A 13,365-nucleotide genomic window follows, 5' to 3' on the forward strand; every position below is an offset into this window, starting at 1 on the left:
CAGCGACGAAGCAACCCAGGCCGCCCGCCCGGCTCCCCCTGGATTGCTTCGCTATGCTCGCAAGGACGGGTTCGGCGCCTGCAGCGATGGAGCTGACACATGACTGACATCGCCGCCCGCCCCGCGCCGCGCCTCTTCGCCAATCCCTGGATCAAGGCCGCACTGATCACCGCCGCGATCGTGCTGGCCGCCATCGTCGGGGCTCGGCTCGACGGCTCCGGCACCCTCTACAAGATCGTCATCGACCCGTTCCAGCAGATGGTCTCGGCGCCGGACCTGCTCGCGCAGACGATCTGGGAAGGGCTCGTCTCGGGCGTGCTCTACGCGCTGATCGCGCTCGGCTTCGTGCTGATCTTCAAGGCCTCGGGCGTGTTCAACTTCGCCCAGGGCATCATGGTCGTGTTCTCGGCGCTGACCCTGGTCGGGCTCTACGAAATGGGCGTGCCCGCCTTCCTGGCCGTCATCCTGACGCTCGGCGTGATGTTCCTGCTGGCCGTCACCATCGAGCGCGTGGTGCTGCGCCCGCTGGTCAACCAGCCCGACATCATCCTGTTCATGGCGACCTTCGGCATCACCTATTTCCTGATCGGCTTCGGCGAATCCGTCTTCGGCGGCAATCCCAAGCGGATGATCACGGAGCAGCTCTATCTGCCCAGCGGCTCGATCGACCTGAAGATCCTGGGCGGCCTCGTCTCGCTGCAGAAGATCGACATCGCGGCCGCGATCATCGCCTCGATCATGATCGCCGCGCTCGGCCTGTTCTTCCAGTACACCCGCATCGGCCGGGCGCTGCGAGCCGTCGCCGACAGCCACAAGGCGGCGCTCTCGGTCGGCATCTCGCTGAACCAGATCTGGGTGATCGTCTGGTTCACCGCGGGCATCGTGGCGCTGATCACCGGCATCATGTGGGGCGCGCGCTCCGACGTCTCCTTCGCGCTTGAGATCGTGGCGCTGAAGGCGCTGCCCGTGCTGATCCTGGGCGGCTTCACCTCGATCCCGGGCGCGATCATCGGCGGGCTGATCATCGGCATCGGCGAGAAGATGGGCGAGTTCTACTGGGGCCCGCTGATCGGCGGCGGCATCGAGAGCTGGCTCGCCTATTTCATCGCGCTGGGCTTCCTGCTGTTCCGTCCGCAGGGCCTGTTCGGCGACAAGATCATCGAGAGGATCTGACGATGGGCGCGTTGCGAAGGGCGAGGGGCGAGATGGATCCGACCATGCCGAGACCGGCGCGAGGGCTTCGCCATTCGCCACATTCCATTCGCCCGTCCAGCGGAGCTTGAGCCATGTTCTACCGCGAGGCCGGCCAGTATAAATCGACCTATTCTGCCGATATGGCGGTGTTCCCGCTGAAGCAGGACAGGATCGGCATCGCCGTCATCCTGCTGCTCGCCTTCGTCGGCGTGCCGCTGATCGGCAACGACTTCTTCACCACCACGGTGATGATCCCCTTCCTGGTGTTCTCGCTGGCGGCGATCGGGCTCAACATCCTGACCGGCTATACCGGGCTGATCTCGCTGGGAACGGCGGCCTTCATGGGCGTCGGCGCCTATGCCTGCTACAAGATGACGACGCTGTTCCCGGGCGTGAACATCATCGTGCTGATCCTGCTGTCGGGGCTGTTCTCGGCCGCGATCGGCGTACTCTTCGGCCTGCCCTCGCTGCGCATCAAGGGCTTCTACCTCGCCGTCGCGACCCTGGCCGCGCAGTTCTTCCTGCAATGGGCCTTCGTGCGCGTGCCCTGGCTGTTCAACTACAACGCCTCGGGCGCCATCGAGGTGCCGCTGCGCACCGTCTTCGGCGTGCCGGTCACCGGCGCCACCGCCACTCCGGAAACCCGCTATTTCGTCTGCCTCTGCCTGGTGGTGGTGCTGACCTGGTTCGCCTCCAACATCGTCCATGGCCGCCTCGGCCGATCCTGGATGGCCGTGCGCGACATGGACATCGCCGCCGAGCTGATGGGGATCAAGCTGCTCAACGCCAAGCTGACGGCCTTCGCCGTCTCCTCCTTCTTCTGCGGCGTCGCCGGGGCGATGATGATCTTCCTCTGGTATGGCGGCGGCGAAGCGGCCGATGTCTTCAACATCCGCCTCTCCTTCAACATCCTGTTCATGGTCATCATCGGCGGGCTGGGCTCGCTGATCGGCTCCTTCTTCGGCGCGGCCTTCATCGCCAGCCTGCCGACCATCCTGAAATTCGGGCTGCCGGCGATCGGCATCCCGCTGGCGGGCGCGACCGCCGAGCATGTCACCTTCATGCTGGTCGGCGCGCTGATCATCGTCTTCCTGATCGTCGAGCCGCATGGGCTGGCGCGGCTCTGGCAGATCGGGAAGCAGAAACTGCGGACCTGGCCCTTCCCCTATTGAGGAGGGACAGACCCGAAAACGACCTGCGGCACATGGCAAGCCGCAGGCGCGAGGAGACGGCCCGGCGCCCTCGCCGACAGCCGCGGACAATGTGGAGGATGCAGATGAACACGAAGACGATGATGATGGGTGCGGCGCTCGGAGCGCTGATGACGGCCGGCGCCGCGGTTGCCCCCGCCCAGGCGCAGGATTCGATCTATTTCGCCAATAACGCCTATCGCACCGGCCCCTTCTCCGGCTCGGGCATCCCGATCGGCGACGGCATGCGCGACTATATCGCGATGATCAACGCGCGCGACGGCGGCGTGAACGGCGTCAAGATCATCTATGAGGAGTGCGAGACCGGCTACGACACCAAGAAGTCGATCGAGTGCTACGAGCAGGCCAAGTCGAAGAACACGGTGCTCTATTCGCCCTGGTCGACGGGTGCGACGCTCGCCGCCATCCCGCGCGCCCATATCGACAAGATCCCGATCCTCTCGATGGCCTATGGCCTCTCGGCCTCGGCTGACGGCACCAATTTCCCCTGGGTCTTCATTCCGCCGCTGACCTATTGGGACGGTGCTTCCGGCATGGTCCGCCACATGGCCAACGAGCTCGGCGGCATGGACAAGCTCAAGGGCAAGAAGCTCGGGCTGATTCATCTCGACGCGCCCTTCGGCAAGGAGCCGATCCCGGTCCTCGAGAACCTCGCCAAGAAATACGGTTTCGAGGTCAAGCTCTATCCCGTGGCCGCGGCCGACATGCAGAACCAGGGCTCGCTCTGGCTGTCGATCCGCCGTGATCGGCCCGATTTCCTCTACAACCAGGGCTGGGGCGCGATGAACCCGACCGCGGTGAAGGAGGCGATCAAGAACAACTTCCCGATCAGCAAGCTGGTCGGCGTCTGGTGGGCCGGCGGCGATGACGACGCCCGCGCCGGCGGGCCGGAGGCCAAGGGCTACAAATCCCTGAACTTCAACGCGGCCGGCACCAATTTCCCGGTCATCCAGGACATCATCAAACATGTCGTGGACAAGGGAAACAGCCTCTCGCCCAAGGATAAGGTCGGCGAGAACCTCTATAACCGCGGCGTCTACAATTCGATGCTGGTGGTCGAGGCGATCCGCACCGCCCAGAAGCTCACCGGCAAGAAGGTGATCACCGGCGAGGATATGCGCCGGGGCCTGGAGAGCCTCAATGTCGACGAGGCCAGGCTGAAGGAGATCGGGATGGAAGGCTTCGCCACCCCGACCAAGATCTCCTGCACCGACCATTCCGGCCACAGCAAGATGTATGTCGCCGAGTGGGACGGCACCAAATGGACCAAGAAGTCCGACTGGATCGAGCCTCTGAAGGACGAGGTTCGCCCGCTGATCGAGGCCGCTGCCAAGGACTATGCCGAGAAGAACACCGGCTGGCCCAAGCGCAGCGAAGCCTGCGAGAAGTCGTCCTGATCTAGGGGCGGTCGGCAGCGGGCGAGCGGCAGCCGGATCATCCGGCTGTCGTGACCCGGCTGCCGGCCGCCGATCGCCCAAGGCCGGAGCACCGCCATGTCGACCGCGTCAGCGACACTCGAAACGCCTGCCCAATCCGCCGCCAGCGACACGATCCTGTCGCTGAACAATATCGAGGTGATCTACGATCACGTCATCCTGGTGCTGAAAGGCGTGTCGCTGCATGTGCCGCGCAAGGGCATCGTCGCGATCCTCGGCGCCAATGGCGCCGGCAAGACGACGACGCTGAAGGCGATCTCGAACCTGCTCAAGGCGGAGCGTGGCGAGGTGACCAAGGGCTCGATCGTCTTCGACGGCGAGCGAGTCGACCGCATGTCCCCCAACGAGCTCGTCCGCCGCGGCTGCATCCAGGTGATGGAGGGCCGCCATTGTTTCGGCCATCTCTCGATCGAGGAGAATCTGCTGACCGGGGCCTTCACCCGGCGCGACGGCAATGCCGCGATCCGGCGCGACCTCGAGAAGATCTACGAGCTGTTTCCGCGGCTGAAGCAGCGGCGCAATTCGCAGGCCGGCTACACCTCCGGCGGCGAGCAGCAGATGTGCGCGGTCGGCCGCGCCATGATGTCGAAGCCCAAGATGATCCTGCTCGACGAGCCCTCCATGGGGCTGGCGCCGCAGATCGTCGAGGAGATCTTCGAGATCGTGCGCCGGCTCAATGCCGAGGACGGCGTGTCCTTCCTGGTGGCCGAGCAGAACACCAACATGGCCCTGCGCTACGCCACCTATGGCTACATCATGGAGACCGGGCGCATCGTCATGGATGGCGAGGCGAGCATGCTGCGCGAGAACGAGGACGTGAAGGAATTCTACCTCGGCGTCGCCGAGGGCAACAAGAAATCCTTCCGCGAGGTGAAGAGCTACAAGCGCCGCAAGCGGTGGCTGTCGTGAGCGCGGGATCGCCATCGGCGCTTCGACTGCGGCAGGACCGGGATTGATCCGATGACAGAGCATCACGACGCGCTCGAAACCCGCAGCCCCGCTGCGCGCGAGGCGGATCTCTTCGGGCGGCTGCCGGCGGTGCTGCGCGCCGCCATGGCGGCGCCGGCCTATGCCGAGCGCCTCGCGGGGATCGATCCCGATGGGATCACCGACCGCAACGCCCTCTCCACCCTGCCGATCCTGCGCAAGGCCGATCTGCCGGCGCTGCAGCGCGCCGCGCCACCCTTCGGCGGCTTCGTCACGGCGGCAGTCGGCTCCTTCGGCCGCCTGTTCACCTCGCCCGGCCCGATCTTCGAGCCGGAAGCCGCGCAGCCCGACCCGTGGGGCGCCGCCCGCGGTCTCCATGCCGCGGGCTTTCGGGCCGGCGACATCGTGCTCAACACCTTCGGCTATCATCTGACCCCGGGCGGCTTCATCATGGATTCCGCGGCGCGGGCACTGGGCTGCGCCGTCATCCCGGCCGGTCCGGGCAATACCGAGCAGCAGATGGAGGTGATCGCCGCCTATCGCCCGAGCTGCTACGCCGGCACCCCGGATTTCCTGAAGATCCTGGTCGAGGCGGCCGAGAGCCGCGGCATCGACATCGGCTGCATCAGGCGCGCCGTGGTCTCGGGGGCGGCCTTCCCGCCTTCGCTCCAGGCCTGGGTCCGCGAGCGCGGCATCGACGCCTACCAGCTCTACGCCACCGCCGATGTCGGCGTCATCGCCTATGAGACCAGCGCCCGCTCCGGCATGGTGCTGAACGAGAACCTGATCGTCGAGATCGTCCGCCCCGGCACCGGCGATCCCGTGGCCGAGGGCGAGGTCGGCGAGATCGTGGTCACCAATCTCGACCCGCACCACCCGCAGATCCGGCTCGCCGTCGGCGATCTCACCGCGGCGATGCACCAGCCCAGCGGCTGCGGGCGGACCAACACCCGGATCAAGGGCTGGCTCGGCCGCGCCGACCAGACGGCCAAGATCAAGGGCATGTTCGTGCGTCCCGAACAGGTCGCCGAGATCGCCAGGCGCCATGCCGAGATCCACAAGCTGCGCCTCGTCGTCGGCCGCGCCGACGAGGTCGACACCATGACGCTCAAGGCGGAGATCTATGCCGAACCGGCCGGGCTGATCGACGCCGTCGCCTCGACCCTGCAGCAGGTCACCAAGCTGAAGGGCGCCGTCGAAGTCCTGCCTCTGGGCGCGCTGCCCAATGACGGCAAGGTCATTGCGGATGAGCGCCCCGTCGGCTGAGTTTCGCCTCGGCGGAGGGCGGGTGCAGGGGCGTTAGCCGGCCGATCACCAGTCGATCGCCGCCTCGCCTTTAGCCTGCAGCCATGCATTCGCCTGCGAAAACGGCCGCGAGCCGAAGAAGCCGCGCCTGGCCGAGAGCGGCGAGGGATGGGCGCTTGCCAGGACGAGATGGCGGCTCTCGTCGATCAGGGGGCGCTTGAGCTGCGCCGGATTGCCCCACAGCATGAAGACGACATGCGGCCGCCCCGTGGAGACCGCCGCCAGCAGCGCATCCGTCACCACGCCCCAGCCCAATGCGAGATGCGAACCCGCCTTGGCGGCGCCTTCGCGCACCGTCAGCGCGGTGTTGAGCAGCAGCACGCCCTGGCGCGCCCAGCCGGTGAGATCCCCGTCCGGCGCGACTGGCCGGCCGAGATCATCGCCCAGCTCGCGCCTGATATTGGCGAGCGAGCGCGGCAGCGGCGGCGGCCCGGCATAGGAGAAGGCGAGGCCATTGGCATGGCCGGGCGTCGGATAGGGGTCCTGCCCGAGGATGACCACCCTGACCGCCTCGAACCGCGTCGCCGCCAGCGCGGCGAAGACCCGCTCAGGCCGCGGCGCCACGACATGACCGGCGGCGGTTTCAGCATCGGCCGCCTGGCAGGCGCGGGCGACGAGGCCATTGCGGAAGACCCCGAGCTCCCGCCAGCCCGCCGCCTCCGGCGCCGCCAGAAATGCGGCGAGCGCCGCCTGATAGCCCGTCACTTCAGGACGATCCGGCCCTCGACCCTGGCATCGACGGTGCCGAGTTTGCGCAGGTAGATCATCACCTCGTTCGCCATCAGCTTGCCGTCGGTCAGCCCGACCAGCGTGCGGCCGCGCGCCAGCGAGACATAGCCGTCGCCGCCCGCGAGCATGAAATTATTCGAGGCGACGGTGTAGCGCGCGGCGAGGTCGATCGGCTTGCCGTCGACGGTGACCGATTTCACGCGCGACCCCGAAGGCTCCTTCAGATCCGCCTCGAAGCTCAGCCCCGAGACCTGCGGGAACCGCCCGGAGCCCTGCGGCGCCTGCGCCAGTCCGTTCTCCAGCGCATCCCTGATGTCCCGCCCCGAGATCTCGACCATGATGCTGGCATTGCCGAAGGGCAATTCGCTCAGCACGTCGCGGCGTGTCAGCCGGTGCCCGGCCGGATATTGCTTGTTGGCACGGATGCCGCCGGCATTGGTGATCGCGACCTGCGCCCCGGTGGAGGCCCTCAGCGCATCGGCGATCAAATTGCCGATCGCGGTTTCCTGGGTGCGGATCAGGGCCGTGCGGGAATCGAGCGGCGCCGCCAGCGTCGCGATCTCGACATCGAGCTCCTTCGACAGCTCGGCCTCATAGCCCTGCACCAGCGCCGCCACCTCGGGATCGGGCGTCGCGGCGCGGGAATCATTGACGCGGAAGGTCGGCGTCCAGCTCACCTGCCGGGCCGCGCCCTCGCCCTTGATCGAGACGGCGATATCGATGGCCGTGACGTAATTGCCCTCTTCGTTGGACTCGACCATCACCACCTTGCCGTCATAGGCGATGGCGAGATCATGATCATGCCCGGTCAGCACGATGTCGACCAGGCGCGACCGCACGATCTGGTTGTCGGTGCCGCGGTCGGCATGCACCACCGCCACCAGGATATCGGCGCCTTGCGCCTTCAGCGCCGCGCTCTCCCGCCGCAGCGCGTCCATGGTCGAGGAGAAGCGCAGATCGCCGGGGCTCGAGACCTGAGGCGTCGGGTCGAACGCCGTCCCGATCACCCCGACCTTGACGCCGCCGAGCTCGAAGATCTGCGAGTCGCGATGGCCCGGCAGCTTCTGCCCCGCCGCGTCGCGCAGATTGGCGGCGAAGGTCGGGTAGCTCTGCGCCGCGACCAGCTTCAGATAATTCTCCTTGCCGAAATCGAATTCGTGATTGCCGGGCACGAACACGTCGAGCCCCATCTTGTTCTGCATCGCGACGATATGCGCGCCCTGGTCGAAGCCGGACATCAGCGAGGGCGAATAGCAATCGCCGGCATGGCAGAACAGCACCGGCACGCCGCGCGCCCGCTCGGCCTTGGCGATCCCGGCGGCGCGGGCGAAGCCGCCCCGGCCCTTGTCGTCGCTCATCTTGTAGATGTCGTTGACCAGCAGCAGGGTAAAGGCCGGCTGCGGGATCTGCGCCCGCGCGACCGGGGCCGACGCGGCCAGCGCTGCGGGGGCGGCGATCACGCCGAGGGCCTTGCGGCGGGTGAGTTCGGTCATGGTGGCGCGCCTCGGCTGTCTCTCGTCGCGGCAACCTAGCAAATGCGCCGGCGGACTGGCCAGAGCGACCGGCTGCCGGCGGGCGCCGGGGCCCCTACGGAAATGTCGCACCCCCTCGCGAAGTTGCGCTAATCACTGGACGAACGCCGGAACTTCTCTAAATCGAGGGCAAAGGAAAGTCCGCGACATGACAGTTCAGACCAAGCCGGCGGCCGATATGCGTGCGGTCCGATTGCCCTCCGACCATCCGCCGGTGAAGGCGGGGCGGATCGGCGTGCTGCTGATGAATCTGGGCACGCCGGAAGGCACGGATTACTGGCCGATGCGGGCCTATCTCAAGGAGTTCCTCTCCGACCGCCGGGTCATCGAGACCTCGCGCTGGATCTGGTGGCCGCTGCTCAACCTGATCATCCTGACCACGCGGCCGGGCAAGAAGGGCAAGGACTACGCCTCGATCTGGAACAATGAGCGCAATGAAGGCCCGCTGAAGACGATCACCCGCTCGCAGACCGAGCAGCTGGCCGAGCGGCTGAAGCCGCTCACCGGCGAGCGCGTGGTCTTCGACTGGGCGATGCGCTACGGCTTTCCCGATGTGAAGAGCCGCATCCAGGCGCTGCTGGACGAGGGCTGCGACCGCATCCTGCTCGTCCCGCTCTATCCGCAATATGCCGCGCCGACCTCGGCCACGGCCTGCGACCACGCCTTCCGCGCCCTGATGGAGATGCGCTGGCAGCCGGCGGTCCGCGTCGCGCCGCCCTATCACGACGATCCGGTCTATATCCGCGCTCTGGCGGATTCGATGCGCCGACAGCTGGCGACGCTGGATTTCGATCCGGAGGTGATCCTCTGCTCCTTCCACGGCATGCCGAAGGAGTATCTGCTGAAGGGCGACCCCTATCATTGCCAATGCGCCAAGACCTGGCGGCTGCTGCGCGAAGAGCTGGGCCTGCCGAAGGAGCGCTTCATGCTGACCTTCCAGTCGCGCTTCGGCCCGGCGGAATGGCTGCAGCCCTATACGGATCAGACGGTCGAGGCCTTGGCCAAGGCCGGCAAGACCTCGCTCGCCATCGTCGCGCCGGGATTCTCCGCCGATTGCCTGGAGACGCTGGAAGAGCTCGATGTCGAGAACCGCGAGATCTTCCTCGAGAATGGCGGCCAGAAATTCGCCTATCTGCCCTGCCTCAACGATTCCGAGGAGGGGATGCGCGTGATCACCGAAGTCGTCCAGCGCGAGCTGATGGGCTGGATCTGACGCGACGAGCCGCCGCCTTTCAAATACTAGACCTGCCGAACGAAAAAGGCCGCCCCGGCGGGGCGGCCTTTCGCCAAGATCGCGGCCGGGTCAGCGCGGCGCGAAAACGCCGAGGCTGCTCGCGGTGATGTCGAAGGACAGGGAGCCGACGACCGCCGGACCGCACCATTTCGAACGGCCGGAACCGGAGAGGATGCCGCCGGGATCCGCCGTCAGCGCGAAGCAGTCGCGCTTCGACAGGCTGGTATCGTGATAGCGGATATCGGCGGTCAGGTTCTTCCAAGTATAGGACAGGCCGGCATTCCAATAGCTGTAATCCGGCAGATTGGTCGGCGGCACCGTCGACCAGATCGCGAGATTGGTGGTGCCGAGCCAGTAATGGCCGTATTCGCCGGAGACGGCGAGCCCTTCGAGGAAGGGCAGATTATATTTGGCCGTCACCGAGGCATAGGTGCCGGTCGCGCCGGTGCCGAGCCAATCCCAGGCGTAGAAGACGTTTCCGCCGAGGGTGAAGGCGTCGTTGACGGCCCAGGAGACCTTGCCCACCGCTTCGGTGAAATCGGTGTTCTTCGGCGTCCAGAACACGCCGGCCGCGTCGATATACTGCTTCTCGCTGGGATAGTAATATTGGATGACGCCGAAATCGAAGGTCAGCGGCCCGAATTTCGGGCGGATACCGGCGAAGAAATCGATCTCCGCGGCCGGGCTCGTGGTCAGGTCGACGCTGGCCCCGAACACGCCGAGATAGAACAGGTTGTTGTAGAACTGCAGCTCGACCGAGCCCTGCGCGCCCGGCTTGCGGTCCGATTGCGAGATGCCGCGGAAATTATAATCCGTCACGCCCTTGATGCTGATCGCCGCGTCGATCCAGGTGATCGCCGGAGGCGCGGGTGGCAGCGGCGCCCCGCTCCGGGCCGGCAGGTCGGAGGCCTGGGCCGAAACGGAAAGGGCTGACAGGCCGAGGATCAGGCCCGAACGGATGAAGGCGGACGTGATGTCCATGTGGCGGCTCCCATTGCCATGGACCAGCAGCCGATGAGCGCTGGTAGTCGGCAAATAGGGCAATTCACGCCTGAATTTCGCAAGATCAGCTTTAGGGCAGGCCCGCTCAGCAAACGGGCAGATCGACCTCAGACGGCACAATAGCGCCGTCAAAATAGGCGCGTCGCAAATCCGTCAATCGACGTTGCAGCCGCGCAACACTGCTCGGGAGCCAGCCTTCAGGGCTTGCTGGCATAGGCGGCGGCGGGCGCCCCGGCCTGGCTGACCCGGTCGCCGGCGCGCTTCTTGGTGCTGGCCTTGGTGTCGGCCGGGGCCACGGGCGCCGCCACGACAGGCGCCGGAGCCGGGGCCGGCATGAAGGAGCTGCCGATCAGCGGCACATAGCTCAGCGCCCGCTGCAGCACCGGGGTCGGCGCGGGCTCGGCCGCAGCCGCCACGGGCGCGGCCGCCACCTGTGCCGGGCGCGCCTGGCCGGGACCGGCCTTGGCGACCTGGGAGGCCGCCGTCGCCGGGCGATTGGCGGCGGGCTTGGCCACCACCGCGGCCGGAGCGGCCTCGGCCGGCTCGGGTGCGGTCGCAACGGCGGCGAGCACCGCGTCATGATCGGCAGAGGCCGCACGCACCGTCGTCCTGGTCTTGCCGGCGCCGTCCAGCACCACCACGCGCGGGCCGACCGTCAGCGCGTCCGGCCGGCTGATGCCGACGTCGCGAGAGGCCCAGGAGGCGGTCTTGTTCAGCGAATCCGACCCGTTGGCGACGAGCGCGCGCTTGAAGGAAGGATGCTGGTCGCCATCGTCGTAGATCAGCTTGATGGCGGGCGTGCCGCGGGCGACCAGCGCCGCGATCTGCGCCTCGTCCTGCTGGCGCTTCTGCTGCAGCGCCTGCGCCACCCGGCCGTCGACGCCGTCATTGAAGACGTAGCGGCCGCTCGCCACCGCGACCCGCGGCTCGGACCGCGTCACCTCGAAATAATCGGTGCCTTCCTTCAGGTTCTTCCAGAAGGCGATGTTCGGGTCGAGCCGGTGCTTGGCGAGGTTCTCCGGCGTCATCCGGAAGGGCAGCGCCTGCATCTGCACGGAACGCTGGCCGCCGCTATGCGCCTCGCGGACGAGGGCGTAGATCTCGCCCATCTGGTCGTCCGTCATGGAATAGCAGCCGGCCGAGGAGCAGGCGCCATGCACCATCAGATGCGCGCCGGTCCGGCCATAGGAGCGGTCATAGGCGTTGGGATAGCCCATGTTGAAGGAGACGTAGAAGGAGGAATTCGGGTTCATCTGGGCGGGGGTGATCGCGTAGAACCCCTCCGGCGCCATGCGGTCGCCCTCGCGCACCTTCGGGCCGAGCTGGCCTGACCAGCGGCACATCGGGAAGGTCTTGAGCAGCGCATATTGCCCATCGGCCCGGCGCTTCCAGATCTCGAGCTCCGACTCCTTCTTGTAGGAGCGGATCAGGATCGGCTGATCCTTCGACATGCCCTTCTCGGACATGAGCGCATAGGTCGCGTTCGGGATCGGGATGTTGTGGCGGGCCGAGCCGCGATAGCGTTCGTCCTCGCTGCAGGCGGTGAGTGCCAGGGAAACAAAAGCCACGAGCGCGAGTTGCTTGAGTGCCACGTCGTCGATCCCATCGATTGGCTGGCCGGAACGCGACCCCTGCCAGCACATCGCGGCTGAATTAAGCCGCCATGTGGTTGTGAAGCGTTAGCCTTGAAGCTTCCTTACCACAGCCTGGCCCTGAATGGCCATATGGTGAAGGAAAGGTTGACGCCGGCCCCTTTTTCAGAGCGCCCGGCCGATGGCCAGGAACTTCTCCGCCCGCCGCTCGACGATCTCATCCGCGCTCAACCCGGCGAAATCGGCGAGGCTCGCGGCGATCGCATCGCCGGCCCGGGCGATCGCGGTCTCCGGATCGCGATGCGCGCCGCCGGTCGGCTCGCTGACGATCCGGTCGATCACGCCGAAGCGCAGCAGGTCCTGCGCCGTGATCTTCATCCCCGTCGCCGCGTCCTGGGCCCGCGCCGTGTCGCGCCACAGGATCGAGGCCGCGCCCTCGGGCGAGATCACGGAATAGATCGCATGTTCGAGCATCATCACCCGGCTGGCGGCGGCTATGGCGATGGCGCCGCCCGATCCACCTTCGCCGATCACCAGCGCGACGCTCGGCGTCCGCAAGGCGAGGCAGCATTCGGTCGAGCGGGCGATGGCCTCGGCCTGGCCGCGCTCCTCGGCCTCGATCCCGGGATAGGCGCCGGCCGTATCGACGAAGCTCAGCACCGGCAGGCCGAAGCGGTCGGCCAGTTCCATCAGCCGCACCGCCTTGCGATAGCCTTCCGGCTTCGGCATGCCGAAATTATGCCGGATGCGGGTCTCGGTGCTGTCGCCCTTCTCCTGGCCGAGGACGCAGACCGGCTCGCCGCGGAAACGGCCGAAGCCGCCGACGATCGCCTCATCCTCGCCGAAGGCGCGATCGCCGGCGAGCGGGGTGAATTCGGTGATCAGCGCCGCGCAGTAATCCTTGAAATGCGGGCGCTGGGGGTGGCGCGCGACCAGCGTCTTCTGCCATGGCGTCAGCGCGCCGTAGAGATCACGCAGCGCGGCCGCCGCCTTGCCCTCGAGCTTCCCGATCTCCTCGGCGAGCGAATAGCCCTCGCCCTTGGCGTCGAGCGCGCGCAGTTCATCGGCTTTCGCCTCGAGTTCGGCGACGGGCTTTTCGAAATCCAGGTAGCTTCGCATCGTAATCCAGTTCAGGTGCCGCGCCGGCAGGCCCGCGCGTGAGCTATGGTCAAGACCGGGCGTGCGAAAGCGGCGGACCTTGGC

At 66.9% G+C, this 13,365-nt stretch carries 11 protein-coding genes; 6 read left to right on the forward strand and 5 right to left on the reverse strand.

From position 1 onward, the window contains the following. The first annotated feature begins 258 nt into the window (after positions 1 to 258). The 5 genes from ASG72_RS06870 to ASG72_RS06890 all read left to right on the forward strand — a co-directional run bounded on the left by ASG72_RS06870 (position 259) and on the right by ASG72_RS06890 (position 6,034). Entirely contained in the window at positions 259 to 1,173 is a 915-nt protein-coding gene (locus ASG72_RS06870; protein ID WP_056711008.1) for a branched-chain amino acid ABC transporter permease, read from the forward strand. Between the two features lie 113 nt (positions 1,174 to 1,286). After that, a complete protein-coding gene (locus ASG72_RS06875; RefSeq protein WP_056710446.1) occupies positions 1,287 to 2,366 on the forward strand; it encodes a branched-chain amino acid ABC transporter permease in 1,080 nt (359 codons plus the stop codon). A gap of 104 nt (positions 2,367 to 2,470) precedes the next feature. Continuing rightward, entirely contained in the window at positions 2,471 to 3,802 is a 1,332-nt protein-coding gene (locus tag ASG72_RS06880; RefSeq protein ID WP_056710448.1) for an ABC transporter substrate-binding protein, read from the forward strand. A 96-nt stretch (positions 3,803 to 3,898) separates the two neighbouring features. Continuing rightward, positions 3,899 to 4,750 carry an ABC transporter ATP-binding protein gene (locus ASG72_RS06885; protein ID WP_056710449.1) on the forward strand — a complete coding sequence of 284 codons (852 nt, stop codon included), beginning with the start codon at positions 3,899 to 3,901 and terminating at the stop codon, positions 4,748 to 4,750. Between the two features lie 51 nt (positions 4,751 to 4,801). Beyond that, entirely contained in the window at positions 4,802 to 6,034 is a 1,233-nt protein-coding gene (locus ASG72_RS06890) for an AMP-binding protein (RefSeq protein ID WP_056710451.1), read from the forward strand. 45 nt (positions 6,035 to 6,079) lie between these two features. Here the strand turns inward: ASG72_RS06890 and ung are convergent, their stop codons facing one another. After that, a complete protein-coding gene (ung, locus tag ASG72_RS06895; protein ID WP_056710453.1) occupies positions 6,080 to 6,778 on the reverse strand; it encodes a uracil-DNA glycosylase in 699 nt (232 codons plus the stop codon). After that, a complete protein-coding gene (locus ASG72_RS06900) occupies positions 6,775 to 8,295 on the reverse strand; it encodes a bifunctional UDP-sugar hydrolase/5'-nucleotidase (protein WP_056710456.1) in 1,521 nt (506 codons plus the stop codon). The genes ung and ASG72_RS06900 overlap by 4 nt, the downstream gene beginning before the upstream one ends. Positions 8,296 to 8,482: 187 nt before the next feature. Here ASG72_RS06900 and hemH point away from each other — a divergent pair, with 187 nt between their 5' ends. Further along, positions 8,483 to 9,547 carry a ferrochelatase gene (gene hemH, locus ASG72_RS06905; protein ID WP_056710458.1) on the forward strand — a complete coding sequence of 355 codons (1,065 nt, stop codon included), beginning with the start codon at positions 8,483 to 8,485 and terminating at the stop codon, positions 9,545 to 9,547. Positions 9,548 to 9,637: 90 nt separating this feature from the next. On the opposite strand, the gene ASG72_RS06910 is transcribed toward hemH, so the two are convergent. The 3 genes from ASG72_RS06910 to ASG72_RS06920 all read right to left on the reverse strand — a co-directional run bounded on the left by ASG72_RS06910 (position 9,638) and on the right by ASG72_RS06920 (position 13,281). Beyond that, positions 9,638 to 10,549: a TorF family putative porin gene (locus tag ASG72_RS06910; RefSeq protein ID WP_082540154.1), complete on the reverse strand. Its 912-nt coding sequence runs from the start codon at positions 10,547 to 10,549 to the stop codon at positions 9,638 to 9,640. A gap of 218 nt (positions 10,550 to 10,767) precedes the next feature. Next, positions 10,768 to 12,162, reverse strand: coding sequence for a murein L,D-transpeptidase family protein (locus ASG72_RS06915; protein ID WP_082540199.1), 1,395 nt, complete (start codon positions 12,160 to 12,162; stop codon positions 10,768 to 10,770). Positions 12,163 to 12,327: 165 nt separating this feature from the next. Next, positions 12,328 to 13,281: an acetyl-CoA carboxylase carboxyltransferase subunit alpha gene (locus ASG72_RS06920; RefSeq protein ID WP_056710460.1), complete on the reverse strand. Its 954-nt coding sequence runs from the start codon at positions 13,279 to 13,281 to the stop codon at positions 12,328 to 12,330. Positions 13,282 to 13,365 lie beyond the last annotated feature (84 nt).

Source organism: Allobosea sp. Leaf344 (assembly GCF_001426225.1).
Classification (GTDB): domain Bacteria; phylum Pseudomonadota; class Alphaproteobacteria; order Rhizobiales; family Beijerinckiaceae; genus Allobosea.